The sequence below is a fragment of the Rhodococcus sp. PD04 genome, from assembly GCF_035918275.1.
Taxonomy (GTDB): domain Bacteria; phylum Actinomycetota; class Actinomycetes; order Mycobacteriales; family Mycobacteriaceae; genus Rhodococcus; species Rhodococcus rhodochrous.
Map to the genome: position 1 here is coordinate 3,159,979 of NZ_CP142143.1, position 25,314 is coordinate 3,185,292.

25 protein-coding genes and 1 riboswitch are annotated in these 25,314 nt (G+C 69.2%); of the genes, 10 read left to right on the forward strand and 15 right to left on the reverse strand.

Features of this window, described 5'->3' with window-relative positions:
• Positions 1 to 138: 138 nt before the first annotated feature.
• The 9 genes from U9J23_RS14570 to U9J23_RS14610 form a co-directional block, all read right to left on the reverse strand.
• Positions 139 to 1,116 (reverse strand): ROK family glucokinase, encoded by a 978-nt coding sequence (locus tag U9J23_RS14570; protein ID WP_059380927.1) that lies wholly within the window; start codon positions 1,114 to 1,116, stop codon positions 139 to 141.
• The gene (locus U9J23_RS14575) at positions 1,113 to 1,535 is read right to left on the reverse strand and encodes a hypothetical protein (protein ID WP_085468396.1); all 423 of its coding nucleotides are present in this window, start codon (positions 1,533 to 1,535) and stop codon (positions 1,113 to 1,115) included. Before U9J23_RS14575 ends, U9J23_RS14570 begins: the two co-directional genes overlap by 4 nt.
• Positions 1,523 to 2,731: an ArsA family ATPase gene (locus tag U9J23_RS14580; RefSeq protein WP_272268592.1), complete on the reverse strand. Its 1,209-nt coding sequence runs from the start codon at positions 2,729 to 2,731 to the stop codon at positions 1,523 to 1,525. Before U9J23_RS14580 ends, U9J23_RS14575 begins: the two co-directional genes overlap by 13 nt.
• Positions 2,732 to 2,754: 23 nt before the next feature.
• The gene (locus U9J23_RS14585; protein ID WP_016693835.1) at positions 2,755 to 3,192 is read right to left on the reverse strand and encodes an SRPBCC family protein; all 438 of its coding nucleotides are present in this window, start codon (positions 3,190 to 3,192) and stop codon (positions 2,755 to 2,757) included.
• 158 nt (positions 3,193 to 3,350) lie between these two features.
• Complete coding sequence (locus U9J23_RS14590) at positions 3,351 to 3,740, reverse strand: polyketide cyclase / dehydrase and lipid transport (RefSeq protein WP_186455411.1); 390 nt, start codon at positions 3,738 to 3,740, stop codon at positions 3,351 to 3,353.
• Positions 3,741 to 3,779: 39 nt separating this feature from the next.
• The gene (locus tag U9J23_RS14595; protein WP_059380922.1) at positions 3,780 to 4,949 is read right to left on the reverse strand and encodes a glycosyltransferase family 4 protein; all 1,170 of its coding nucleotides are present in this window, start codon (positions 4,947 to 4,949) and stop codon (positions 3,780 to 3,782) included.
• 71 nt (positions 4,950 to 5,020) lie between these two features.
• On the reverse strand, positions 5,021 to 6,361 hold the full coding sequence (locus U9J23_RS14600; protein WP_326598582.1) for a hypothetical protein: 1,341 nt from the start codon (positions 6,359 to 6,361) through the stop codon (positions 5,021 to 5,023).
• A 76-nt stretch (positions 6,362 to 6,437) separates the two neighbouring features.
• Positions 6,438 to 7,481: a C40 family peptidase gene (locus U9J23_RS14605; RefSeq protein WP_006554173.1), complete on the reverse strand. Its 1,044-nt coding sequence runs from the start codon at positions 7,479 to 7,481 to the stop codon at positions 6,438 to 6,440.
• 274 nt (positions 7,482 to 7,755) lie between these two features.
• Positions 7,756 to 8,337: a C40 family peptidase gene (locus tag U9J23_RS14610; protein ID WP_059380920.1), complete on the reverse strand. Its 582-nt coding sequence runs from the start codon at positions 8,335 to 8,337 to the stop codon at positions 7,756 to 7,758.
• Between the two features lie 15 nt (positions 8,338 to 8,352).
• A riboswitch (cyclic di-AMP (ydaO/yuaA leader) is annotated at positions 8,353 to 8,517 on the reverse strand.
• 451 nt (positions 8,518 to 8,968) lie between these two features.
• Between U9J23_RS14610 and U9J23_RS14615 the strand changes: the two genes are divergently transcribed.
• Complete coding sequence (locus tag U9J23_RS14615; RefSeq protein WP_080968140.1) at positions 8,969 to 10,717, forward strand: DEDD exonuclease domain-containing protein; 1,749 nt, start codon at positions 8,969 to 8,971, stop codon at positions 10,715 to 10,717.
• Positions 10,718 to 10,749: 32 nt separating this feature from the next.
• Positions 10,750 to 11,025 (forward strand): Lrp/AsnC family transcriptional regulator, encoded by a 276-nt coding sequence (locus tag U9J23_RS14620; RefSeq protein WP_059380919.1) that lies wholly within the window; start codon positions 10,750 to 10,752, stop codon positions 11,023 to 11,025.
• 83 nt (positions 11,026 to 11,108) lie between these two features.
• Here the strand turns inward: U9J23_RS14620 and trpD are convergent, their stop codons facing one another.
• Positions 11,109 to 12,188 carry an anthranilate phosphoribosyltransferase gene (gene trpD, locus U9J23_RS14625; RefSeq protein ID WP_085468399.1) on the reverse strand — a complete coding sequence of 360 codons (1,080 nt, stop codon included), beginning with the start codon at positions 12,186 to 12,188 and terminating at the stop codon, positions 11,109 to 11,111.
• Positions 12,189 to 12,251: 63 nt separating this feature from the next.
• Positions 12,252 to 12,707 carry a hypothetical protein gene (locus U9J23_RS14630; RefSeq protein ID WP_059380917.1) on the reverse strand — a complete coding sequence of 152 codons (456 nt, stop codon included), beginning with the start codon at positions 12,705 to 12,707 and terminating at the stop codon, positions 12,252 to 12,254.
• 174 nt (positions 12,708 to 12,881) lie between these two features.
• On the opposite strand from U9J23_RS14630, the gene ctaE reads away from it, so the two are divergent.
• The 6 genes from ctaE to U9J23_RS14660 all read left to right on the forward strand — a co-directional run bounded on the left by ctaE (position 12,882) and on the right by U9J23_RS14660 (position 19,073).
• Positions 12,882 to 13,496, forward strand: coding sequence for an aa3-type cytochrome oxidase subunit III (gene ctaE, locus U9J23_RS14635; RefSeq protein WP_059380916.1), 615 nt, complete (start codon positions 12,882 to 12,884; stop codon positions 13,494 to 13,496).
• A 100-nt stretch (positions 13,497 to 13,596) separates the two neighbouring features.
• Positions 13,597 to 14,433: a cytochrome bc1 complex diheme cytochrome c subunit gene (gene qcrC, locus U9J23_RS14640; protein ID WP_174479564.1), complete on the forward strand. Its 837-nt coding sequence runs from the start codon at positions 13,597 to 13,599 to the stop codon at positions 14,431 to 14,433.
• The gene (gene qcrA, locus U9J23_RS14645; protein ID WP_059380914.1) at positions 14,430 to 15,557 is read left to right on the forward strand and encodes a cytochrome bc1 complex Rieske iron-sulfur subunit; all 1,128 of its coding nucleotides are present in this window, start codon (positions 14,430 to 14,432) and stop codon (positions 15,555 to 15,557) included. Before qcrC ends, qcrA begins: the two co-directional genes overlap by 4 nt.
• Complete coding sequence (gene qcrB / locus U9J23_RS14650) at positions 15,554 to 17,215, forward strand: cytochrome bc1 complex cytochrome b subunit (RefSeq protein ID WP_059380913.1); 1,662 nt, start codon at positions 15,554 to 15,556, stop codon at positions 17,213 to 17,215. Before qcrA ends, qcrB begins: the two co-directional genes overlap by 4 nt.
• Positions 17,216 to 17,377: 162 nt before the next feature.
• Positions 17,378 to 18,061 (forward strand): HEAT repeat domain-containing protein, encoded by a 684-nt coding sequence (locus U9J23_RS14655; protein ID WP_145708969.1) that lies wholly within the window; start codon positions 17,378 to 17,380, stop codon positions 18,059 to 18,061.
• A 4-nt stretch (positions 18,062 to 18,065) separates the two neighbouring features.
• Entirely contained in the window at positions 18,066 to 19,073 is a 1,008-nt protein-coding gene (locus U9J23_RS14660; protein WP_145708968.1) for a HEAT repeat domain-containing protein, read from the forward strand.
• A 71-nt stretch (positions 19,074 to 19,144) separates the two neighbouring features.
• On the opposite strand, the gene U9J23_RS14665 is transcribed toward U9J23_RS14660, so the two are convergent.
• Both U9J23_RS14665 and ctaC read right to left on the reverse strand, forming a co-directional pair.
• A complete protein-coding gene (locus U9J23_RS14665; RefSeq protein WP_006554396.1) occupies positions 19,145 to 19,561 on the reverse strand; it encodes a cytochrome c oxidase subunit 4 in 417 nt (138 codons plus the stop codon).
• Positions 19,562 to 19,594: 33 nt separating this feature from the next.
• On the reverse strand, positions 19,595 to 20,680 hold the full coding sequence (gene ctaC / locus U9J23_RS14670) for an aa3-type cytochrome oxidase subunit II (protein ID WP_272268581.1): 1,086 nt from the start codon (positions 20,678 to 20,680) through the stop codon (positions 19,595 to 19,597).
• Positions 20,681 to 21,033: 353 nt separating this feature from the next.
• Between ctaC and asnB the strand changes: the two genes are divergently transcribed.
• A complete protein-coding gene (gene asnB / locus U9J23_RS14675) occupies positions 21,034 to 22,959 on the forward strand; it encodes an asparagine synthase (glutamine-hydrolyzing) (RefSeq protein ID WP_059380909.1) in 1,926 nt (641 codons plus the stop codon).
• A 73-nt stretch (positions 22,960 to 23,032) separates the two neighbouring features.
• Here asnB and U9J23_RS14680 read toward each other — a convergent pair whose 3' ends face one another.
• Together U9J23_RS14680 and U9J23_RS14685 are read right to left on the reverse strand one after the other, a co-directional pair.
• Entirely contained in the window at positions 23,033 to 24,007 is a 975-nt protein-coding gene (locus U9J23_RS14680; protein ID WP_059380908.1) for a carbohydrate kinase family protein, read from the reverse strand.
• A gap of 134 nt (positions 24,008 to 24,141) precedes the next feature.
• Positions 24,142 to 24,492, reverse strand: a complete 351-nt coding sequence (locus tag U9J23_RS14685; RefSeq protein ID WP_006554400.1) for a HesB/IscA family protein — start codon at positions 24,490 to 24,492, stop codon at positions 24,142 to 24,144.
• A gap of 141 nt (positions 24,493 to 24,633) precedes the next feature.
• On the opposite strand from U9J23_RS14685, the gene U9J23_RS14690 reads away from it, so the two are divergent.
• Positions 24,634 to 25,308 (forward strand): DUF3043 domain-containing protein, encoded by a 675-nt coding sequence (locus U9J23_RS14690; protein WP_059380906.1) that lies wholly within the window; start codon positions 24,634 to 24,636, stop codon positions 25,306 to 25,308.
• Positions 25,309 to 25,314: the final 6 nt, after the last annotated feature.

Consider the following 25,314-nt stretch of genomic DNA (forward strand, 5'->3'; position numbering starts at 1 on the left):
TTCCCGAATCCGATCATCCCCCACACGGATCGGTGCAGCACCGCCCGCCGGTCGACTCTACGACGATGCGGCTGCCACACGCACATCGCGTCAGTGCCCGACCCCACCCTTTCGACGTCGACGTGACGATAATCTCACCTACAGCGGCGGTCGAGAGGTTTCGACGGCGGATCGGGCGAGATCGGCGGCGCCGATGAGACCGGCGGCGTCGCCGAGCTGCGCGACCCGGACGCGCGCGAGCGGGCGGTGGCCGGCGCCGGTGGTCACGGCCGCATAGTGCTCGCGCGCAGCGTCGAGGAACAGCGGCGCGGAACCGGAGACCCCTCCCCCGATGACGACGAGCTCGGGGTCGTAGACGTCGGCGACGAGCGCCAGGCCGAGCCCGAGCCGACGGGCGAAATCGTCGAAGGCGGCGAGCGCGACGGGATCGCCGTCGTGGGCGGCCCCGGCGATCCGCCGGCCGGTGAGCGATCCGGGATCCGAGGCGATCTCGCCCGCGAGAACGGACCGTCCGGGATCGGCCGCGAGCATCTCGACGGTCGTGTCCACGAGACCTGTTCCGCTGCAATATCTTTCCCAGCATCCCTGCTTACCGCACGGGCAGGGCCGCCCGTCGGGCACGACCTGCAGGTGACCGAGTTCGGGCGCCACACCGTAGGCACCGCGATAGATCCGGCCGTCGAGCAGCAGGGCGGCGCCGATGCCCGTTCCGAGCGCGACCATCACCGCGATGGTGCTGCCCGCGGCGGCGCCGAAGCGGTACTCGGCCCAGGCGGCTGCGTTGGCGTCGTGTTCGAGGACGACCGGCAGTCCGAAGCGTTCGGTGAGTATCTCGGCGAGCGGTGTGTCGCGCCAGGGCAGATGCGGCGCGAACCGCACGGTGGTGCGGTCCTCGGTGAGGAAACCCGCGACCCCCAGCCCGACCGCCGCGATGTCGTTGCGTTCGCGCAGATGCTCGACGAGACGGTGGAGCGCGTTCTCGAGGGCGACCGCGGAGGACGGCGTCTGCGTGCGCACACTGTCGACGACGTCGCCGTCACGGTCGACGGCCGCCGCCCGGATGCTCGTGCCCCCGATGTCGATCCCGACGGTGAGCCCGGGGCCCTGCGTGTTCACGTGCGGACGTCGACGGAGATCCGCTCGAAGGCCGGGCGATCCCGCGTCGGCGGATCGGGTGTCGGCTCGGGCGGGGCGCCACCGGTCGAGGGCAGGAACTGCGCGAGGAACTCCCTCAGCAGCGCGATCAACGCCGCCAGTTTCGACGCCAGCCTGCTGACCAGTTCGTGGTTCTCGCCGCGAACCAGGGCTGCGGCGGCGCAGAGCGGGCACCACGCGCATCCGCTCGGGGTGGTCGCGGCATCGGCGTCACCCGGCGCCGTCGAACCGGTCGCGGCCTCGGGATCCGTATGAGCCGGCGCATCGCCGGTCGCGACGACGAACTGCTGCACCGTGCCTTCGACGCGGTCGAGCACGGCGTCGGCGAGCAGCAACAACTCCGAGATCAGGGCTTCGTGATCGTCCCTCACAGCGGCCACACCGCCGGATCCGGTACGAACCGCACCACCAGATCGGTTCCGTCGAACTCGGCATCGGAGACGGTGCACCGGCGCAGACCCGACGCGAGTCGCACCCGGCGGCGCATGCCGTCGGCGCCGACGACGAGGTCGTCGCCCATCCGTCCGAGTGTCAGCGATGCGGGGTCGGCGAGCGGCAGGTACATGCGCATCGCGTACACCGACTCCACCCCCGTTCCCGATTCGTGCTGCACCCGGACCGGCTCGTCGGTCTCCGACGAGGGAACGGATGTGTCGCGGCGGAGCGCCGTGGCGAGCTCCTCCAGAGCTGCCAACCCTACCGGCTCCGCGGCACGGCGCTCGCACACGATCACGGGGACGTCGGCGACGACGGCCCCGATCTCGGCGACGATCGCCTCCTGCGCGGCCCGCTGGTCGGCGAGCAGCTGCGCGGCCGCACCCGAACCACCCACCGCGGGGGCGACGCCGTTGACGACGACCGCGTCGACACGGAGGCCGGACAGGGCGAGCCACGACCGCACCCGTGCGAGTTCGGCACGACCGGCGCGGTCGGGCGTCGCCACGATCACTGCGGCACTGCGTCCGCGATCGTCGAGCAGGTCGCGTACCGCGGTGATCCCCGACAACAGCCGATCGAACAGCGCGACGAAGACACCCGTGCGGGGGTCGGGACCGGTGGCCGCCGCCACCCGGCTGTGCTGGGGCCAGATCCGTTCGAGGGAGTCGGCGACCGTACGCGGCGCGGTGAGGGTACGCAGGGCGTCGCCGGAGGCCGGGGCATCGACGACGACGAGAGCCCACCGTCCGCTGTCCGCGAGGCGCGCGACCTCGGCGAGCACCAGCAGTTCCTCGACGCCGGGAAGTCCGGTCAGTTCGTCGGGCTCGGGCAGGTCGAACCGATCGGCGTGCTCGTGGGTCCCGGCGAGCGCCGCCATCGAGGCGAGAACCGCATAGCGCGTGCGGAGCAGCTGCAACGAGTCGATCTCCACCATGTGGAGGTTCTCCTCGACACTCCGGATGTCCGTCGCGCCGGCGTCCCGGTTCGTGGCCGGGGGCACGTCGAGCACGTCGCCGAGGGAGTGCGCCCGGTCGATGGACACGACGAGCACGGGCTCGCCCGCACGGGCGGTCGCGAGCGCCTCGGCCGCGGCCAGGGTCGTCTTCCCGGCGCCGCCCTTGCCGACGAACCATCGCACACGGGCCGGGGCGTGGCGGACGTTCAGCCCTCCACCTGCTTCTTGAGTTCCTTCAGCGCGGTGTCGGTGATGACCTTCTCCGCCTTGCGCTTGAACAGCCCGATCATCGGGATCGTGAGGTCCACGGTGAGCTGGTAGTCGACGACCGTGGTGCCGTCGGGCGTCTCGGTCAGCACGTACGAGCCCGACTGCGCCTTCTGAATCTCGCCGCTCTCGAGCTCCCAGCTCACGGCACGGTTGTCGGACGCCCACTTGTACCGCAGGACGTAGGTGTCCTTGACGATGCCGGCGTCGAGGACGAAGCGAACGCGTTCGGCCCGGCCGTCGGGACGATGCTCCACGACCTCCACGGTCTTCGCCGCCGACACCCACGTCGGATAGGCATCGAAATCTGCGATGACCTCCATGACACGCTCGGCCGGCGCGTCGATGGTGATCGACCTCTTCGTCTTCTCGGCCATGTGGTGACGGCTCCCTTTCTCGGTCCCTCGGGTGTGCACCGATCAGTCCCGCCCCGAGGGTCTATCACACACGTGGGAACAACGGTATCGGGACGCCGGTCGTGCGGTGGTTCCGGTATCGCGGCGGGTCGCCGACCGGTGCCGCGACCGCTCGCCGGTCAGTGGCGCGGCGGCTCACCGGCCGGACGACCGGCCTCGAGACGCTGCTTGACCTCGAAGGTCATCACCTTCCCCTGGACCCGGCGTGTGCGGTTCATTTCCGCGAGGTCGAGACCCGCGACGCGCTCGGGCGCGACACCCGCCGGTTCGCAGTGCAGGAAGTAGTGGATCACCGCGCCGTCGAGGACCGGCTCGATCCACGCCTCCATCGTCCCTTCGAGCGGACCCGACACGGTCCACCGGATGCCCTTCTCGCCTCGGTCCTCCCGCACGGTCAGTACGAGATCGGGCCACCATGCACGCCACCGATCGAGGGCCGCGACCTCCTCGGCGATGCGCTCCGGGGGCGCCGCTACGAAGGTCTGGTCCGCCACCTGAATGCTGCTCACGCAGGACAGCTTCACATATCGCTCCGGCGGCCCGTCCGGTCACCCCGCCGACGGCGCCACGGTCTCGTTCGGGGGCGCCGAGGCATCGAGATAACCACGCAATCTGGCGCCCAGGACGTCCCATCTCCAATCGGTGGAGACCCATTCGCGCCCGGCCGCACCCATCGCGGCGGCCCGATCGGGATCGGCCAGGACACCGGACACCGCGGTCGCCACGGCCGTGACGGAGGTACCGTCGACGACGTAACCGGTGCGCCCGTCGCGCACCGTCTCCGGGGCCCCGCCCGACCGGCCCGCCACGACGGGCACCCCGGTCGCGGACGCCTCGAGGTACACGATGCCCAGGCCCTCGACGTCGAGACCGCCGCCGCGGGTCCGGCACGGCATCGCGAACACGTCGGCAACGGTGTGGTGCGCGGCGAGCTCGGCCGACGGCACGGTGCCGGTGAACACGACGTGCTCCTCGACCTCCGTGCGGCGGGCGAGCTCCCGCAGGCGCGACTCGTACGGTCCGCCGCCCACGATCACGAGGACGGCACCGTCGATCCGCTTCCGGATCGCGGGCAGCGCGCGGATGAGCACGTCCTGCCCCTTGCGCGGCACCAGGCGCGACAGGCACAGCACGGTGGGACGGTCGCCGAGGCCGTAGCGTGCCCGCAGTTCGGCGCGCGCGGCCGGATCGGGCCGGAAGACGTCGGTGTCCACCCCGGACGGCAGGTGTTCGAGACCTGCCTCGGGGCCGAAAGCTGAGGCGAACCGCCCCCTCGTGTAGCGACTGACGTAGGTGACGGTGTCGGTGTGCTCGCCGATCTGCCGCAGCGCCTGCCGGGCGGCGGGCAGCATCGACCATCCCACCTCGTGCCCGTGCGTGCTGGCGACGATGCGATGGGCGCCGGCGCGGCGCAGCACGGGCGCCAGCAGCGCGAGCGGCGCGGCCGCCCCGAACCAGACGGTGTCGCAGTCGTGTTCGGTGAGCAACCGCGTGGCCCGTCGCGCGACGTCGGGCGTCGGCAGCATCAGCGTCGTGGGATGACGGACGACCTCGAAGGGGACCCGCGCGTCGAACTTCACATGGCTGTCGCCGCGCCACCGCGGCGCGTAGACGACCAGGTCGTCGGACGGCAGCTGGTTCGCGAAGGCGTGCAGATAGGACTGGATGCCCCCGGGTCGGGGCGGGAAATCGTTCGTCACCAGCAGGGTCCGCGACATGGGACCACCGTAGAAGCAGCGCGACGGGAAGGCGTCGACGGGTCCCGGGCTCCGGGTCCGGACCGTGCCGGTCAGCGGATGTCGCGGATGCGCTCTCCGAGCCAGCGGCCCCAGCCGTCCACGAACTCGGCGGTGTCGACGCCGAGCAGGTCGCTGAGCACGTCGTCGAGCCGCTCGTCGGTGACGGGACCCGCGGCGAGGGCACGGTAGAGAGAGACGAGCGTGTCGTGTCCGAATTCGTCCGCGGTGTACGCGGCGATCGACCAGGAGCTCTCGTAGGCGAGCGCCGACCGGTCGCCGGTGAAGTCGCCGTCGGCGGGCAGCGACGTCGGGGCACCCGACGTCCGCACCTGCCGGGCCAGCGTCGGCGCGATCCGCTGCACGTCGACCGGCCCGGTGTCGAGGCCCTCTGCGGCCGTGCGGTGGCCGACGTAGTCGGCGAAGCCCTCGAGGACCCACATCGGTGAGCCGTCCACGGTGCCGGCGCGTGCGGCGACGTGCACCGTCTCGTGCGCGAGCACGATCCGGCGGGAGGTGTCGTCCAGCCGGTCGCTCGCGGCCGGGTTGAAGACGATGCGCTGCCCGGTGGCGATCCCGCGCTCGTGGTCGACATCGTCGGAGACCGCGACGGCCGCGATGTCGTCGCCGTCGTGTCGTGGCCCGACGAGGTGCGAGAACTCCTCGCGTGAGGACGTCACGACCACCAGTGCGCGTCGCGGCCAGGAATCGCCCCACAGGTCGTCGACGGCCTCGACCACCGACGGCAGGTCGCCGGCCAGGTCGTCGACGAAGGCGGCGTTGTCCGGGTGTCCGATCACGAGCGAGCGACCACCCTCGGTCTGCGCGGTCGCGAGGTGGAGACTGCCGTGGTCCCAGGGTCCTCGCCAGGTGACGGTCTGCGCCCCGGCGAGATCGGGCGCGTCGTCGGCGATCCGCCAGCCCTGCGGCCGGTGGACGAAGAGCACGGTCACCGGTCGTCGGGTGGGCACGTCGTCGATTCCGTCCACGGCGTACCGGAGGTGGACACGGTGCGCCCGTACCTCGTCGGCCGCGAACCGGGTGATCGTCTCGGGCGGCAGGGGCAGCGCGGGTTCGGAGGCGAGTTCGTAGCCGAGATCGGCGAGGGGAACGACGGAGATCGCCGCGATCCGCTCGCGTTCGGCGTCGAGGAGTTCCGGGGACGCGTCGTCGATCAGCTCCGCGAGCGATCCGTCGTCGCCGGTCCGGACGGCGTGCGCCCAGTCGTCGAGCACGACCTGCAGTTCGGCCCGTACCCGGCTGTCGGCGTCGTCGGTGTCCACCGGGTCGACGGCCAGCAGCAGTCCTGCTGTGACCAGCGCGACCACGAGTCCGGCCAGGCCGAGACGTTCCCACTTGCGGGTACCGGCGGTGAAGGGCGATCGCGCGGGCACCGCGTCAGTCTAGGTCGGTGTCCGAGGGGGTCCCGTACGCCCCTCGCCCACCGGCGGCGATCCCGCCTCTACCCGATCAGTACCTCCGGGCGCTGTGGAACGGGAAGCGATCGATCGACTGCACCTTCACCGGCACACCGAAGGTCGACGCGTGCACCATGTTGCCGTCGCCGACGTACATGCCGACGTGGGAGGCGTCGTCGTAGAAGATCACGAGGTCGCCGGGCTGCAGATTGTCGCGGGAGACGGGGATGCCGCCCTGCGCCTGGGCCTGACTCGACCGGGGCAGCGACTTGCCGACCTGGTTGTACGCCCACACCATCAGTCCCGAGCAGTCGAACTGGTCGGGGCCGGTCGCGCCCCACACGTACGGCGAGCCGATCCGCGACAGGGCGGCGCGGAGCGCGGCGCCGTTGCTGCCGGGGACGAGGTGCTGCAGGATCTTCTCGGCGTCGAGGCCCGGAGGGAAGGGAGTGCCGGCGAGTTCGGCCTTCTCCGCGTCGCTCAGCGCCTCGAAGGCGTTCAGGACCCCTTCGATCTGCTCCTCGAGTTCGGCCTGTCGCCGCTGGAGTTCGTCGCGGAGGGTCTGGGCCTGCTCGGCGGCGGCACGCGCCTCGTCGGCGGCATGCTGCGCGGCGACGGCCGCCTCGGCCGCAGCGGCGGTGGCCGCCCGGAAGCCCTCGACCTCACGCGAGGTCTGCTCGCCCAGGACGTCGAGCAGGACCATCTGGTCGAGCATCTGCTGGGGCGAGTCGCTCACCATGACGGCGAACAGCCGGTTGGTGCGCGCACCGCGGTAGTTGGCCCGCGCGAGCTTGTCGACGGTGGGCTTGAAGCGGGCGATCTCGGCGCGAGCGGCGCCGAGCGCGTCGTCGGCCTGGCCGGCACGCACCTCGGCCTCGTGCTGCGCAGCGACCTTCGCTTCGAGATCCGCCCCGGCGGCGTGCAACGCCTCGGTGGCCTGTTCGCTGCGACGCGACAGATCCGCGAGGTGCTCGAGGCGTGCTGCCGGGCTCTCCCCTGCGGGTTGCGCCGTCGCCGGCGCCAGGGTGAAACCGAGGACCATCATCACGAGGGCTACGACGAGCGCCGGACGGCCGGTCCGTCGCCTGTCCTGCACTCGTACGAGGTGCTTCGTCCTGTCGGAAACCACGTGGGCTCGCATCCTTTCCCAAAGGTCTCGATCAGGTTACGGAATTGCATAGGTTTGTGTCTACCTGCGAGTAGCCCTCCCACGCAGCGGCCGTTTGTGCAAGCAGTTCGCGCATCGGCAGGGACATGCAGACACACGAGGAGGGTGGGTCCGGTACGTACCGGACCCACCCTCCTCGGGCAGTGCGTCGGCGCTGGAGCGGGGGTGCTCAGCCCGATCGGAAGCGACGGGCGCCGACCGATCAGAAGCGACGGGCGCCGTCGACGGGCATCGAGTTCAGCGGTGCGATCTTGACCGGCTGGCTCGAGGTGGAGGCGTGCACGATGTTGCCGCCGCCGATGTAGATGCCGGTGTGGCTGCCGCCGTAGAACGACACGACGTCACCGGGCTGCAGAGCCGCGACGTCCACCGGGGCACCGGCGGAGGCCTGCTCGTAGCTGGTGCGCGGGACGCTCAGACCGGCCTGCTTGTAGGCCCACTGCACGAGACCCGAGCAGTCGAAGGAGCTCGGGCCGGCAGCGCCGTAGACGTAGGGGGCACCGATCTTCGACTGTGCGGCGTCGGCAGCGCGCTGGCCGACCGAGCTGAAGGGGGCGGTGAAGGAACCGGCCTGAGGCGCGGGGGCCGCCTCGGGGGCCGGCGGAACGATGTTGGCGATCTCCGGCGGCACGGTCACACCGGCCGGGAGGTCGAACGTTCCGACACCGGGAATGTTGATCGGCTCGGCCATCGCCGGGCCGGCCGAGACGGTGACTGCTCCGAGAGCAATGGCACCGGCGACGAGTGCGCGCCGGACGGTGCGCTTGCTGTTGTTCGAAACCACGAGGGGACGTTCTCCGTTTCTTCCGTTCACCCGCCGACCGAGTTAGCTGACGGGTTCGGGCCGGAAGATCAGCCCTACCCCTCCCCGCGAGCGGCGGAGGGGATTCACCCCGAGTACTACGTGTGGGTCCCCGGCTCACTGCTCCCACAGACGAGAGAAGCGATTAGGCGGTAACCGTGCGGCTCCGACCCGGGGGTGGGGCGGAAAACTCTCCGCTCGGTCTCGAAAAGATTACGAAACGGCATCGGTGAAGTCGACCGCCTCGCCGTGCAGCCCGACCGTTTCGGCCCGCTCCTGGGGGAATGCCGCCGCGGGGCAACGGTCCGATAACGGCGCGGTAACGGCCACTGTTCGACGCACCTCCGCCCGAAGGAGGCCCGGCGCCCGTTTCACCCGAGTCCTTTCCGGAAGAACCAGGTCAGGGCGCCCTGACTCACCGACCGTCGAGGAGGCGATGCGCCCGATTCGCCGGATTGTCGTTCTCGGAGGCCGATCGGTCTGTTTTCCGGCCTCCGCATACCCCTCATCGAGCCGAAAAGAACGCAGTGTGATCCTCGTCTCCCCCGTGCTCCGAACCCCGCTCCGAAGCCCGCTCGGCGGCGTGTCGGTGACGCTTCCTAGGCTCTGCCGCATGACCTCGCCGCAACCATCCGCCCTCGGCGTGCAACTCGGTTTCGACGAGCTCGACACTCCCCTGCGCGAGACCACCTTCGTCGTCGTCGACCTCGAGACGACGGGCGGGAAGGCAGCCGAGGACGCCATCACAGAGATCGGCGCGGTGAAGATCCGCGGGGGCGAGGTGCTCGGCGAGTTCGCGACCCTCGTCGATCCGGGGCGACCCATCCCCCCGTACATCGTGCAGCTCACCGGCATCACCACCGCGATGGTCTATGCGGCTCCCAAGATCGAGGAGGTGCTGCCCGCCTTCCTGGAATTCGCGTCCGGAGCGGTGCTCGTCGCACACAACGCCGGATTCGACGTCGGCTTCCTCAAGGCGGCCACGGCGCAGTGCGAACTCGCGTGGCCCCGCTTCCAGGTGCTGTGCACCGTCAAACTGGCCCGCCGCGTCCTCGGACGCGACGAAGCGCCGTCGGTGAAGCTGTCCGCGCTGGCCGAACTGTTCCGGGTCTCCACCGTGCCCACCCACCGCGCCCTGGACGACGCACGCGCCACCGTGGACGTCCTGCACGCCCTCATCGAACGGGTCGGCAACCAGGGCGTCCACAGCCTCACCGAGCTGCGCGACTACATGCCGGTGGTCACCGCCGAGCAGAGGGCCAAACGCGCACTCGCCGCGCATCTGCCGCGCAAACCGGGCGTCTACATGTTCCGCGGCCCGTCCGACGAAGTGCTGTACGTCGGCACGGCGGTCGACCTGCACCGGCGTGTCCGTACTTATTTCACGGGCTCCGAGACGCGACCGCGGTTGCGCGAGATGGTCGCGCTCACCACACGCATCGATCACGTCGAATGCGCCCACGGGCTCGAGGCCGGCGTCCGCGAACTCCGATTGATCGCGGCCCACACCCCTCCCTACAACCGCCGGTCGAAGTATCCGATGCGCGGTTGGTGGATCATCCTCACCGACGAGGCGTTCCCGCGCTTCGCCGTGAGCCGCACCCCCGGACCCGACTCGGTCGGCCCGTTCTCGGTGCGCGCCGACGCCGCGGATGTCGCGGCACTGCTCGCGGAGATGTGCGGTCTGCGCACGTGCACGCGCAGGATCGGCCGTACGGCCCGCCACGGCGACCGCTGCCCGCCCGTCGCCGTCGGGGGTTGCGCCGCAGCCTCCTTCGGGGTCCAGGACGCCTCCGCCTACGCGGCCCAGGTCGAGCGTGCGCGCGCGGTCGTCCGCGGGACCGCCGACGATGCCGTCGAAACGGCGCAGGAGCGCCTCGACGCCCTCGTGCGCGACCAGCTGTTCGAGAACGCCGCCCGTCTGCGCGACCGCCTCGCCGCCGCCCTCGTCGCGCTGCGGCGCACGCAACGCCTCGCGGCACTGGCGGCCGTCGACGAACTCGTCGCCGCGCGACCGCGGGCCGAGGGCGGATGGGAGTTCGCGGTCGTGCGCGCCGGTCGTCTCGCGTCCGCAGGGGTGGCGCCGCGCGGTGTGCGCCCGATGCCCGTCGTCGAGGCGATCGTCGCCGCGGCCGAGACGGTGCGGCCGTCACCCGGCCCGCTCCGGGGCGCGTCCCCGGAGGAGATCGGTCTGGTCGCACGATGGCTCGACGGCGAGGGCATCCGCATCGTCCGGGCGAGCGAGGGCTGGTGCGAACCGACGCGGGGTGCCGGCCGGTGGAGCGCGTGGGCCGAGCTCGCCCGCGACGCCCGCGCGGTCCGCAGGCTCCTCTCCGCCGACGAGCCGCACCGCTTAGGCTGATGCAATCCCCGAGGAAGGTTGAAGGAGACCCCATGATCAACGCGATCGTCCTGATCGATGCCGAGGCGAACCGTATCCCCGAGACCGCGCAAGCGGTGGCCGACCTCGACGGTGTCGACACGGTGTACTCCTGCGCGGGCGACGTCGACCTCGTGGCCGTGGTCCGGGTCCGCGACCACGAGAAGATCGCGGACGTCGTCACCCGGGGCATCAACAAGATCGACGGCGTGAGGAAGACCGTCACCCACATCGCGTTCCAGTCGTACTCGAGCGCCGACGTCGAGGCCGGTTTCTCGATCGGGAACTGACACCCCGCAGCACCACCGACGACCGACGGGCCCGCACCGATGCAGTGCGGGCCCGTCGTTCGTGTGTCCTTACTCTTCTCCGGTCACTTCTGTCCGGAACCGGCGCCCAGCCGCGTGGTGACCTCGGCCCACTGTTCCAGGACGGCCGTGGCCCGGCCGCTGTCGATCGCCTCTGCCGCCGTCTCGAGTCCGGCCGTGAGGGCGTCCTCGAGAACGCCGTCGACGCCCCGGAAGGCTGCGATCGCCCCGGCGGCGTTGAGGAGCACGGCATCGCGCACCGGCCCTGTCTCCCCCGCCAGCACCGCCCGCGCGATCGCCGCATTCTCTGTGGCGTCGCCTCCGCGGAGCGCCGCGAGCGGAACCCGTTCGATACCCAGATCGCGCGGATCGAGCGTCACGACCCGGACCTCGCCGCCGTGGACGACGTGCACGCGCGAGGTCGTGGAGGTGGTCAGTTCGTCGAGACCGTCGTCGCCGCGGACGACGAGCGCCGAATTGCCGCGCTGCGCGAGCACACCGGCGACGGTCGGGACGAGCGGTTCGAAGGCGCATCCGATCAGGCCGGCGCTCGGACGGGCCGGATTGGTGAGCGGACCGAGAACGTTGAAGACCGTGGGGATGCCGATCTGCTTGCGCGGTGCGGCCGCGAAGCGCAGGGCCGGGTGGTAGACCGGCGCGAAGCAGAATCCGATCCCGGCCTCGGCGACCGAGCGGGCCACCTCGTCGGGTCCGAGGTCGATGTGCACTCCCAGCGCTTCGAGCACGTCGGCGCCGCCGCTCTTGGACGAGGCGGCGCGGTTGCCGTGCTTGACCACGCGGATACCCGCCGCGGCGACGACCAGCGAGGCCATCGTCGAGATGTTGACGGTGTTCGCCCGGTCGCCACCGGTGCCCACGACGTCGACCACGTCACCGTCGACCGGGACCAGCCGGGCGTAGTCGAGCATCGTGTCGGCGAGTGCCCGCACCTCCTCGGGTGTCTCGCCCTTCATCTTCAGAGCGACACCGAAGGCCGCGATCTGGGCGGGGGTGGCGTTGTCGGAGAAGATTTCGCTCATCGCCCATCGCGCCTCGGCGGCGGACAGGTCCTGCCCGGCGGTGAGCACTCCCAGGACGGAGGGCCAGTTCTGCGTCACCTCGTCCGCGTCTCGCGTCGCGTTCATCGCACCTGCCCTCGCCGCATCTCGCTCCTCACCGGGCACCGGCGTGCCCTCCGACCGGTCAGCTTAGCCAGCGGAATCCTGCGGTTGCAGAGCGTCCCATCCCAGGGCCGTTCCACCGAGCCGCTGAGCGAGTGAGGCCATGCGCGACTTCTCCTGCGCACAGTGCAGTGCATCGAGGACCTGCACGCGCTGCAGGATCACCGAAACGCCATCGACGGCCGCGGGTGGGACGTTCCCGTCGCCGGTCCCGGCCACGACGTAGCCGTCCTGCCCGGCCAACTCCGCCGCCCGGTCCACCCTGTCGGCGGGCAGGGCGAGGTGGTGCCGCAGAACCGCCTCGTCCTCGGCCTGCCACGCAGGTGTCGCCTCGGCGGCACGCTCGAGCGCCGTCGAACACGCCTCCGCGTCGTCGAAGGACGAGACGACCACGACCAGGTCGGCCCGGTTCGCGTCGAGCGGTTCGCTGCGCCGGCCGACCAGCGACCGCAGCCACCCCCGAAGACCCTTTCCGGTACTCATGTCACCACGATCGCACGTGACCTCCGCGACCCTCCGAAATGTCCCGTGTGGCACCCCTCCGAGCACCCGCCACCGAGTGCCCACCTGGAGAAATACAGGTCCGGGACCTGCACGGACGCGCCGATTTCGGCCCCGATTGCCCAAGACGTACTACGACGGGTCATACTAGCCAGCGTGACGAGCGCAGTAGGGACTTCAGGATCTGCAATCACACAGCGCGTGCACTCGTTGAACCGGCCCAACCTGGTCAGCGTCGGCACCATCGTGTGGTTGTCCAGTGAGCTCATGTTTTTCGCAGGGCTCTTCGCCATGTACTTCGTGGCACGGGCACAGGCCCCGGAGGGCATGTGGCCGCCCCCGCCCACCCACTTGAACCTGTGGTTGGCGGTACCGATCACCATGGTGCTGATCGCTTCTTCCTTCACCTGCCAGCTGGGCGTCTTCGCCGCCGAGCGCGGCGACGTCTTCGGCCTGCGACGGTGGTACATCGTCACCCTCGCCATGGGCACCTTCTTCGTGCTCGGCCAGGGCTACGAGTACATCACCCTGGTGAAGGACGGCACGACCATCCCCGGCAGCGTGTACGGCTCGGTGTTCTACATGACCACCGGTTTCCACGGCCTGCACGTCATCGGCGGCCTCATCGCATTCGTGTTCCTGCTGTTCCGCACGAAGGTCAGCAAGTTCACGCCTGCGCAGGCCACTGCAGCCATCGTCGTTTCGTATTACTGGCACTTCGTCGACATCGTTTGGATCGCGCTGTTTGCCACGATTTATTTCATCCGTTAGCCAGCTGAACGCCCAGGCAGCCCCCTGACGTCCAGTCCGTCCCGACATAAAAAAAGGGATACAGATGAGTTCATCCCCACCTCTCGCCTCCGAGGGTGACATGCCCGGTCGATCCTCTGCAGCCGATGCTGCGAAGTCCCGCCGCCAGCGCAAGATGCGCCGGCGCGTCACCGGAGCGTTGGTCCTCGCGCTCGGTCTCCTCAGCGCAGGCTTCATCGCCTCCGCGCTGACACCTGCCCCGCAGGTGGCTACAGCGCAGGACGACCAGAGCGCTCTGATCCGCGAGGGTCAACAGCTCTACGAGACCTCCTGCGTGACCTGTCACGGTGTCAACCTCCAGGGTGTCCAGGACCGCGGTCCCAGCCTGATCGGTGTCGGCGAGGCCGCCGTCTACTTCCAGGTCTCCTCGGGCCGCATGCCGATGATGCGCAACGAGGCCCAGGCCCTCCGCAAGGACCCGAAGTTCGACGGTGCGCAGGTCGACGCCCTCGGCGCGTACATCCAGGCCAACGGTGGAGGCCCGACGGTCATCCGCGACGAGAACGGCGAGATCGCCCAGTCGTCGCTGCGCGGCAACGACATCGGACGCGGTTCGGAGCTCTTCCGCCAGAACTGCGCGTCGTGCCACAACTTCACCGGACGCGGCGGCGCGCTCTCGTCCGGCAAGTTCGCACCGAACCTGGATCCGGCCAACGAGCAGCAGATCTACACCGCGATGCTCACCGGCCCCCAGAACATGCCGAAGTTCTCCGATCGTCAGCTGACGGTCGAGGAGAAGCAGGACATCATCGCGTACATCAAGTCCGCCAGTGAGACGAGAGACCCGGGTGGCTACGGGCTCGGCGGCTTCGGCCCCGGTGCCGAAGGGCCGACCATGTGGGTCGTCGGCATGGTCGCCGTCGTCGGCGCTGCACTGTGGATCGGAGCAAGGTCATGAGTGGCGGCGAAACGCCGAACAAGCACACGGTCGAAGATCTCGACCGGATGAGCCGGGACGACCTCGTCACGCTCGGCACGAACCTCGACGGCGTCGACGTCGCGTTCCGCAAGGACCGCTGGCCCGTCGAAGGCACCCGTGCCGAGAAGCGGGCCGAGCGCAACGTCGCCTTCTGGTTCGCCCTCGCGGGCATCGCGGGTGTCGCGTTCATCGCGATCTACCTGTTCTGGCCGTGGGAGTACCAGGGCATCGGCGACGAGAACTACGGCTGGTACAGCCTCTACACCCCGATGCTCGGCCTGACCCTGGGTCTGGCCATCCTCGGCATCGGCGTGGGCGCGGTGCAGTTCACCAAGAAGTTCATCCCGGAGGAGGTGTCGATCCAGGATCGGCACGACGGCGGCTCGCCCGAGGTCGATCGCAAGACGATCGTCGCCGAGCTCTCCGACTCGCTCGAGACGTCCACCCTGCCGCGTCGCAAGCTGATCAAGCGCACCGCGATCTTCGGTGGTGGCGCGCTCGGCCTCGGTCTGATCATGCCGCTCGGCGGCCTGATCAAGAACCCGTGGGCCGAGGGTGACCAGTCGTCGCTGTGGGTGTCGGGCTGGACCCCGCGCTACCCCGGCGAGACCATCTACCTGCGTCGCGACACCGGCCGCCCCCAGGACATCGTCCTGGTGCGCCCGGAGGACCTCGACGCCGGCGGTATGGAGACGGTGTTCCCGTTCCGCGAGTCCGATCGCGGTGACGACCACGCTCTGCTGCAGAGCCTGCGCGGCATCCGCAACGCCGTCATGCTCATCCGCCTGCGCACCGAGGACACCGAGCGTGTCGTCAAGCGCAAGGGCCAGGAGAGCTTCAACTACGGCGACTACTTCGCGTACTCGAAGATCTGCACGCACCTCGGCTGCCCGACCTCGCTCTACGAGCAGCAGACGCACCGCATCCTGTGCCCGTGCCACCAGTCGCAGTTCGATGCGCTGGAGTACGGCAAGCCGATTTTCGGTCCCGCTGCTCGCGCACTGCCGCAGCTTCCGATTACAGTGAACGAAGAGGGCTTCCTGGTCGCCAACGGTGACTTCATCGAGGCACTCGGCCCGGCATTCTGGGAGCGTCGCCCGTGAGTACTGCAACCCCGTCCCGCGCCGCACAGATCGGCGAGAATCTCGATTCTCGCTACCACCTGTCCGCGGGCATCCGCCGCCAGATCAACAAGGTGTTCCCCACCCACTGGTCCTTCCTCCTGGGTGAGATCGCGCTCTACAGCTTCGTCATCCTGTTGATCTCGGGTGTCTTCCTCACCCTGTTCTTCGACCCGTCGATGGCGCACGTCATCTACGACGGCGTCTACACTCCGCTGCGCGGTGTGGGCATGTCCCGCGCCTACGAGACGACCCTGAACCTCTCCTTCGAGGTCCGCGGTGGTCTGTTCGTGCGACAGATCCACCACTGGGCAGCACTGATGTTCGCCGCGTCGATCGTCGTCCACCTGCTGCGCGTGTTCTTCACCGGTGCGTTCCGGCGTCCGCGTGAGGCCAACTGGGTGATCGGCTCGCTGCTGCTCATCCTGGCGATGTTCGAAGGCTTCTTCGGTTACTCGCTCCCCGACGACCTGCTCTCGGGCACCGGCCTCCGCGCCGCGTTCTCGGGCATCACGCTCTCGATCCCGATCATCGGTTCGTGGATGCACTGGGCGATCTTCGGTGGCGACTTCCCGGGTGAGCTGATCATCCCGCGCTTCTACGTGCTGCACGTGCTGCTCGTCCCGGGCATCATCCTGGCCCTGATCGCCGCGCACCTCGCGCTGGTCTGGTACCAGAAGCACACGCAGTTCCCCGGCCCCGGCCGCACGGAGCAGAACGTCGTCGGCGTTCGTATCCTCCCGGTCTTCGCCGTCAAGTCGGGTGCGTTCTTCGCGATGACCTTCGCGGTACTCGCCCTGATGTCCGGCCTGCTGCAGATCAACCCGGTCTGGAACATCGGCCCGTACAACCCGTCGCAGGTGTCCGCCGGCTCGCAGCCCGACATCTACATGATGTGGACGGACGGCATGGCCCGTATCTGGCCCGCCTGGGAGCTGTACCTGTTCGGCCGGTACACGATCCCGCAGCCGTTCTGGATCGCGCTGATCATGGGCCTGGTGTTCGTCGTGCTCACGGTCTACCCGTGGATCGAGAAGAAGTTCACGAAGGACGACGCACACCACAACCTGCTCCAGCGTCCGCGCGACGTGCCGGTCCGCACCGGTATCGGGTTCATGGCCCTGGCGTTCTACGCCGTCGCCACGATCATGTGTGTCAACGACATCATCGCGTACAAGTTCGACATCTCGATCAACGCGACGACCTGGATGGGCCGCATCGGTCTCGTCCTGCTCCCGCCGCTCGCCTACTACATCGCGTACCGGTTCTGCCTGGGTCTGCAGCGCAGCGACCGCCAGGTGCTCGAGCACGGCATCGAGACGGGCATCGTCCGTCGCCTGCCGACCGGCGAGTACATCGAGATCCACCAGCCGCTCGGCCCGGTGGACGAGCACGGCCACCCGATTCCGCTGGAGTACCAGGGCGCTGCTGTCCCGAAGCGGATGAACAAGCTCGGCACCGCCGGCAAGCCCGGCTCCGGCAGCTGGTGGAGCCCGGACCCGGCCGACGAGGCCGCCGCTCTCGAGGCCGCTCACCACGAGGCCGAGCTCGAGCTGCGGAACACGCTCCGCGAGTACCAGGAGCGCGTCCACGGCAACGGAGACGGCGCAGCACAGCTGCCCGACAAGTCGCAGCACTGATCCGCATCAGCGGCTCGTAACGGGGCCCCGGACCATCACGGTCCGGGGCCCCGTTCGTCGTTCGGGGGATCTCCCCTCCCCCACCGGATATCGTCCGGGGCGTACGTCTTGACCTTGACACTGTGACAAGCGCTCGAATGGGTCGTGAAGGAGGTGCCTTCCATGCGCACACATCACGACCTGTCCGCCCGTAACATCGAGTCCCGGTCGACCCGCCTCGTCGAGGCCCTGTCCGCCGCCGACGCCTCCGTGCGTCTGCGTGCCGCACTCGAATCGGGCACCGCAGCCGATCCCGCCGCGGTGACGGCTCTCGTCGACCGTTGCGCGGTGGAGCCGGACTTCTTCGTCCTCGACATGCTGACCTGGGCGCTGTGCCGCCTGCCGGCCGAGGTGACCGTGCCCCGCCTGCTCGCCGAGCTCGGTTCGGACGTCATGCAGGCGCGCAGCCAGGCATTGCACACGTTGTCGAAGATCGGCGATCCGATCGCGTGGCCGGAGGTCTCGGCGATGCTCCACGACGAGCACGACGAGGTGGCACGCAGCGCGTGGCGCGCGGCGGTCGCTCTCGTGCCACCGGGCTCGGAAAGCGGCCTCGCTGCCGCTCTCGGCGCCGAACTGGGCCGCGGCGACCACGACCTGCAACTGAGCCTCGGTCGCGCTCTCGCGGCGCTCGACGAGGCCGCAGTGCCGGTCCTGCACGCGGCGATGAACAGCTCCGACCCGCGCGTCCGCGCCCACGCGGAGGCCACCGAACGGATCCGCGTCGACCCCGACAGCGCGTTCGTCCTCTCCGTGGAGTCGGCGAAACACGTCGCCGCACTCGGCGCGGACTGGATCCGGGAGTGAGCCGGTGCTGATCGGTGAGGTCTCACGGCGCTCCGGTGTCAGCACCCGCATGCTGCGGCACTACGACCGCCTGGGGCTGGTAACGCCGACGGGCCGCACCTCGGGTGGTTACCGCGAGTACACCGAGGACGACCTCCGGAGGCTCTTCCACGTGGAGAGTCTCCGGAGTCTCGGCCTGTCGCTGAACGAGGTCGGACGAGCGCTGGGGGAACCGGATTTCGCTCCGGCGGAACTGGTGCAGGAGCTGATCGCGCACACGCGGGAACGGATCGCCGCCGAGACCGAGCTCCTCGCCCGTCTCGAGGGTGTCGACTCGCTCTCCCCCACCGGTTGGGACGACGTCCTGCGCCTCGTAGCGTTGCTGCGGGCGTTCGAATCCGATTCCGGGTCACGCCGCCAGCAGGCGATCCTGTCCCAGGACGCGGAGACGACGCTTCCGGTCGCCGCTTTGGTCCGGGCCGCGCTGTCGGAGGAGGACCCGTTCGTCGCGGGCGCGCTGCGCTGGTCGCTCGCCCGGGCGGATGCGATCGACGCTGCGCTGCCGGCTCTCTCGGAGGGTCTGCGCTCCGACGACGTGCCGGTTCGGCGACGGGCGATCGCGACACTCGCGGAACTCCGTGTGCCCGAATCGACGACGCTCCTGGAGGAGGCCCTCGACGATGACGATCCCAGGGCGCGCTCCACGGCGGCTCTGACGCTCGGGGCGCGAGGTGTGAACGCGGCCGTGCCCGTGCTGGTGGAGATGATCGTGGAGGGACAGTCGGACGTCGAGGCGGCCGAGGTGCTGGGTGTGCTCGCGGATCGGCCGCTGTCGTCCGCCGAGATCGTGCGGTCGCTGCGGCACGCACTGGGCGGCTCGGACGATGCCGGTGTCCGGCTGCGTCTCACGCAGGCACTCGCGGAGATCCCCGGATCGGCCGCCCACGACGCTCTCGAGGCTCTGACCGACGACCCGGATCGCACGGTCGCAGCGACCGCGAGGGTTGTCCTCACCTCCCGCAAGGCTCCGTGACGAACGACGCCGGAAACGACACGGGCGCCGCACCCGAAGGTGCGGCGCCCGTGTGCGTCGAGAGTGTCGGCTCAGTGCTTCTCGGGTCCGATGTGGTACTCGAACACCAGGCCGGCTGCGGCGGCGATGATGAGTGCGACCGCGAGGACGATCATCCAGGGCTGGTAGAAGGCCAGCGCGATGGCGGCGAAAGCGGCCGCACCGGCGAGCAGGATCGGCCAGTAGCTACCCGCACTGAAGAAACCGAGGTCGCCCGCACCGTCGCTGATCTCGGCGTCCTCGTAGTCCTCGGGACGGGTGTCGAGACGACGCGCGACGAAGCGGAAGTACGTTCCGACGATCAGGGTCAGACCGGCGGAGAGGACGATGGCCGTGAGGCCGGCCCATTCGATGCCCTTGTCCGAGAGCCCGGTGAACACGCCGTACACGATGGCGACGAGCACGAAGAACACCGTCACGACCTCGAAGAGCTTGGCTTCGATCTTCATATCAGCACTTGTCCTTGTCGGAGGGGGTGGCCGTCACTCGCCTGCGGCGACGGTCGCCGACCGGTCCGTGCGGTCGGTCTTGAACGGAGTCGTCGAGGTCGCGATCGGGCTCTGGCCGATGGCTTCGAGCGCACGAGCGTTCGACAGGCCTTCGCCGCCGTCCTCGACCGGCTTGCGGAGCTCGATGTACTGGGCGAAGTCCTCCGGGCTGACCGCGCGGACCTCGAAGTTCATCATCGCGTGGTAGGTGCCGCACATCTCGGCGCAGCGGCCGACGAACGCGCCCTCACGCTCGATCTCGGAGATCTGGAAGACCGGATCGGAGTTGTTCTCACGCGGGTTCGGGTTCACGTCGCGCTTGAACAGGAACTCCGGCACCCAGAAAGCGTGGATCACATCGGACGACGCGAGGTGGAACTCGATGCGCTTGCCGGTGGGAAGCACGAGCACCGGAATCTCTTCGCTGGTGCCGATCGTCTCGATCTTGTCGTAGTGGAGGTAGGACAGGTCCTCCGCCGGCTTGCCGTGGATGGGGCCCGGAGCCTCGTGCTCGCCGCCCTCTCCACCACCGTGCTCACCCTCGGTGCCCGGCTCGTACGGCTGCAGTGCGACCGCGTCCTGGGCGACCTCGTCGGTGCCCTCGTACCGCGCGGTGCCGTCCTGCAGATCGATGGTCCGGTAACCGAACTTCCAGTTCCACTGGAACGCCGTCACGTCGACGACGACGTTCGGGTTGTCCTCCTTGTCCAGGACGTAGTTCTGGACCACGACCGTGAAGTAGAAGAGGACACACACGGCGACGAACGGCGCCGCGGTGTAAGCCAGCTCGAGCGGCACGTTGTACGCCGTCTGACGCGGGAACTCCGGATCGTCCTTCCGACGCCGGTAGGCGATGATCACCCAGAAGGTGAGTCCCCACACGAGAATTCCCATGACGAGGGCGGCGACAACCGACCACGTCCACAGTTCACGCATACGCTCGGCCTGAGGAGTGATGCCCTCCGGCCAGCCGAAACGAAGGATTTCTTCGCTCGAGCACCCGGTCAGCACCAAGGCTGCAATGCCGAGTGATGCTGCGAGCCCGAACCGCCGAAGGATCCGACCTTGCGCCACGTTCACGCCTTCCTGATCGCCGCAATTCCACTAGGGCACACCCGGAGGGCCGGCCCAATTACTACGCAGCGTAGACCAAACCCGGGCGCTATCCATCGCCGGGGCACGAAGAAAGTGTCGGACTGGGCGTTTCGACCGGAAGACCCGGCTCGTGACGTCGGTTTTCTCCTGACGGGCGAGTGATCGTCGGTGGCGTCCGGGCGCGGCTGCCCGGTGTCGACCGTCTGCGGCATACTTCGGTAGAACCAACGCCGGACCCCGAGTGGTAGTTCCCGGTGTCATGCGCGGTGCGGTGTCCCGCGCTGGGCACCCACCGGGGTTCTTCGCGACACCCCCGACCGGAATGAGGTAACCCACGCGTGTGCGGATTGCTCGGGTTTCTGACCACTGACGGCACCAGCGACGACGCCGTCGCGAAGGTGGGCTCCGCGATGCACTGCCTGCGCCATCGCGGCCCCGACGAGCACGGCACCTGGCACGACGCCGACCTCGTCTTCGGATTCAACCGGTTGTCGATCATCGACATCGCGCACTCGCACCAGCCGCTGCGCTGGGGCCCGCCGGAGCAGCCCGACCGCTACGCGCTGACCTTCAACGGTGAGATCTACAACTATCTCGAACTGCGCAAGGAGCTCACCGAGACCTTCGGTGCCTCCTTCGCGACCGAGGGCGACAGCGAAGCGATCGTCGCGGCCTACCACCACTGGGGAGTGCGCGCGGTCCAGCGCCTGCGGGGCATGTTCGCCTTCGCGATCTGGGACACGCACACCCGCGAGCTGTTCGTCGCGCGCGACCCGTTCGGCATCAAGCCGCTGTTCCTCGCGACCGGCACCGGCGGTACGGCTTTCGGCAGCGAGAAGAAGAGCCTGCTCGAGCTCGCCGACGTGATCGGCATCGACACCGAGCTCGATCCTCGTGCGATCGAGCACTACACGGTGCTGCAGTACGTTCCCGAGCCCGAGACGCTGCACCGGCGGATCCGCCGCCTCGAGTCGGGCTGCTACGCGCGTATCACGCCCGGCGCCGAGCCCGAGATCACCCGCTACTTCCACCCCACCTTCCCGGTCCGGCCGTTCGCGGCGGGACGCGAACAGGACCGCTACCGCGAGATCGCCGAGGCCCTCGAGGACTCGGTGGCCAAGCACATGCGCGCCGACGTGACCGTCGGGTCGTTCCTCTCGGGTGGCATCGACTCCACGGCCATCGCCGCGCTGGCGATGCGCCACAACCCGAAGCTCATCACCTTCACCGCGGGTTTCGAGCGGGAGGGCTACTCCGAGGTCGACGTCGCCGCGGAGTCGGCGGCCGCGATCGGTGCCCGGCACGTGGTGCGGGTGGTCTCCCCCAGCGAGTTCGCCGCGGCGATCCCGGAAATCATCTGGTACCTCGACGACCCGGTGGCCGACCCGGCGCTCGTGCCGCTGTGGTTCATCGCCCGGGAGGCCCGCAAGCACGTCAAGGTCGTGCTGTCCGGTGAGGGCGCCGACGAGCTGTTCGGCGGGTACACGATCTACCGCGAGCCGCTGTCGCTGCGTCCGTTCGAGTTCCTGCCGCCGGCGCTGCGCCGGGCCGCCGGGAAGCTGTCGGAGCGCATCCCCGAGGGCACCCGAGGCAAGAGCCTGCTGCACCGTGGCTCGATGACGCTCGAGGAGCGCTACTACGGCAACGCCCGCAGCTTCAACGACGCGCAGCTGCGCTCGGTGCTGCGCGACTTCCGTCCGGAATGGACGCACCAGGACGTCACCGCCCCGATCTACGCGCAGTCTGCCGGCTGGGATCCGGTGGCACGGATGCAGCATCTCGACCTGTTCACGTGGCTGCGCGGCGACATCCTCGTCAAGGCCGACAAGATGACGATGGCCAATTCGCTCGAGCTGCGCGTGCCGTTCCTGGACTCCGAGGTCTTCCGGGTGGCGTCGCAGGTTCCGCTGGACCAGAAGATCACGAAACAGACGACGAAGTATGCGCTGCGGCAGGCACTGGAGGGCATCGTCCCGCCGCACGTGCTGCACCGCGCGAAGCTGGGCTTCCCGGTGCCGCTGCGGCACTGGCTGGCCGGCACGGAGCTGTTCGACTGGGCGCACGAGGTGATCGCCGAGTCGCAGACCGATCACCTGCTCGACAAGGCCGCGGTGGCGAGGATGCTCGACGAGCACCGGACCGGCCCGATCGATCACAGCCGTCGTCTGTGGACGGTGCTGTGCTTCATGGTCTGGCACGGCATCTTCGTGGAGAAGCGCATCGTGCCGCAGATCCAGGAGCCGGCCTACCCGGTCGAGATCTGACGGTCACGACGAGACACGGCCGCGAGCTCCCCTTCCGGGGTGCTCGCGGCCGTTCGTCGTTCCGGGGGCGGGATCAGGCGCCGAGAACCGCGCCGATCTCGTCGGCGGCGCCGGTGCCGTAGGCGTCGGCGAGACGCTTGAGGGCGTCGGTGCGGTCGAAGCTCCACTCCTGCGTGCCGGTGGTCTCGAGGACGTGCACCGCGACCAGCGAGCCCAGCTGCGCGGCCCGTTCGATGTTCAGACCGGAGCGGTGGCCGAGCAGGAAGCCTGCGCGGAAGGCATCGCCCACACCGGTGGGGTCGACCTTGGCGCGTTCGGGCACCACACCGACCTGCACCCGGTTGCCGTCGCGGTCGACGATCTTCGCGCCGTCGCCGCCGAGGGTGGTGATGCGCATGCCGACCTTCGCCTGCACCTCGTCCTCGGTGAGACCGGTCTTCTGCAGCAGCAGGCCCCACTCGTACTCGTTGGTGAACAGGTACTCGGCACCGTCGATGAGCTGCTCGGTCTGCTGCCCGTCCAGGCGAGCGAGCTGCTGGGACGGATCGGCGACGAACGGGACGCCGAGCCGGCGGCACTCCTCGGTGTGCCGGATCATCGCGTCGGGGTCGTTGGCGCCGACGAGCACGAGGTCGACGCCGTGCTTGCTCACCACGTCGGCGATCGAGATCTCGCGGGCCTCGGACATCGCACCGGGGTAGAACGACGCGATCTGCGCCATGTCCAGGTCGGTGGTGCACACGAAGCGGGCGGTGTGGGCGGTCTGCGAGATCCGCACCGACGAGCAGTCCACCCCGTGGTCCTCGAGCCAGGTGCGGTACTCGGTGAAGTCGGCACCGACGGAGCCGACGAGCACCGGCGTTCCGCCCAGGACACCCATCGCGAAGGCGATGTTGCCGCCCACTCCACCGCGCCGGACGACGAGGTCGTCGACGAGGAAGCTCAGGGAGATGTGCGCGAGCTGGTCGGCGAGCAGCTGCTCGGCGAACCGGCCCGGGAAGCGCATGAGGTGGTCGGTGGCGATGGAGCCGGTCACGGCGATGGTCACGTGGCTGAGCCTTTCCGCGGATGTGGATGGTGTGGCTGCTCACACGGAGAGCCGTAGCGGTCCCACGGTACTACCGCGGAAACGACGGAACCCCGGCGCCGTGAAGCGCCGGGGTTCCGAGGTGCGTTCTCGGTTCAGTTGAACGAGTCGCCGCAGGCACACGATCCCGTGGCATTCGGGTTGTCGATGGTGAAGCCCTGCTTCTCGATGGTGTCGACGAAGTCGATCGACGCACCCTCGACGTACGGCGCGCTCATCCGGTCGACGGCGAGCGTCACACCGGCGAATTCCTTCGTGAGGTCTCCGTCCAGCGTGCGATCGTCGAAGAACAGCTGGTACCGCAGACCGGCACAGCCTCCGGGCTGCACGGCGATACGCAGTGCGAGGTCGTCGCGGCCCTCCTGATCGAGCAGTGCCTTCGCCTTCGCAGCGGCGGCCTCGGTCAGGATGACGCCGTGAGTATCGGTCTCTTGCTGCACAGTCATGGGCGCTCCCTGTCGTTCGTGTCGAAACCCGATGGTTCAACGGTACCGCGCCGGAATCTATTCCTCGTGGACGAGTTGCGCCGAGCGTGGTATGGCATGCGGAATTTCCCGCTTCTCTCCACTATCCCATAGCCTGGTGGTGTGAAGTTGCTACGCCGCGGTGGTTCCGACGACTCCGCCGATCACCAGGTTCCTGCGACCGAGGACTCCCCGGCCGCGACTCCCGACGATTCCGCGTCCGCGAAAGCGACGACCGGTAAGGGGCGTCCGACGCCCAAACGGCGCGACGCCGAGAACCGTCGTCGCGGTCCCGTCGCCCCCGCTCCCCTGACTACGAAGGAAGCACGCGAGCGCCGCAAGGCCGCCCGCAAGTCGCAGAGCAAGGAGGAGCGCAAGGCGGCCGCCGCGCAGCGGCGCGCCGACGCGTCCGAGCGCCGCAACCGGATGCTCGCGGGCGAGGAGAAGTACCTGCTCCCCCGCGATCGCGGCCCGGTGCGCGCCTACGTGCGCGATATCGTCGACAGCCGGCGCAATCTCGTCGGCCTGTTCATGCCGCTCGCCCTCGTTCTCATCATGTCGATGTTCCTCGGACCGGTGGTGCAGCAGTACGTCACGCTCGCGATGTTCGTGATGATGTTCCTGATGATCATCGAGGGCATCTACCTCGGACGTATGGTCAACAAGAAGGCGCGCGAGCGCTTCCCGGATTCGACGGACGGTGGCTTCGGGCTCGGCTGGTACGCCTTCGTGCGCGCCTCCCAGATCAAGAAGCTGCGTGCACCGCTCCCCCGGGTGGGCCCGGGCGACGCCGTCTGACCTCCC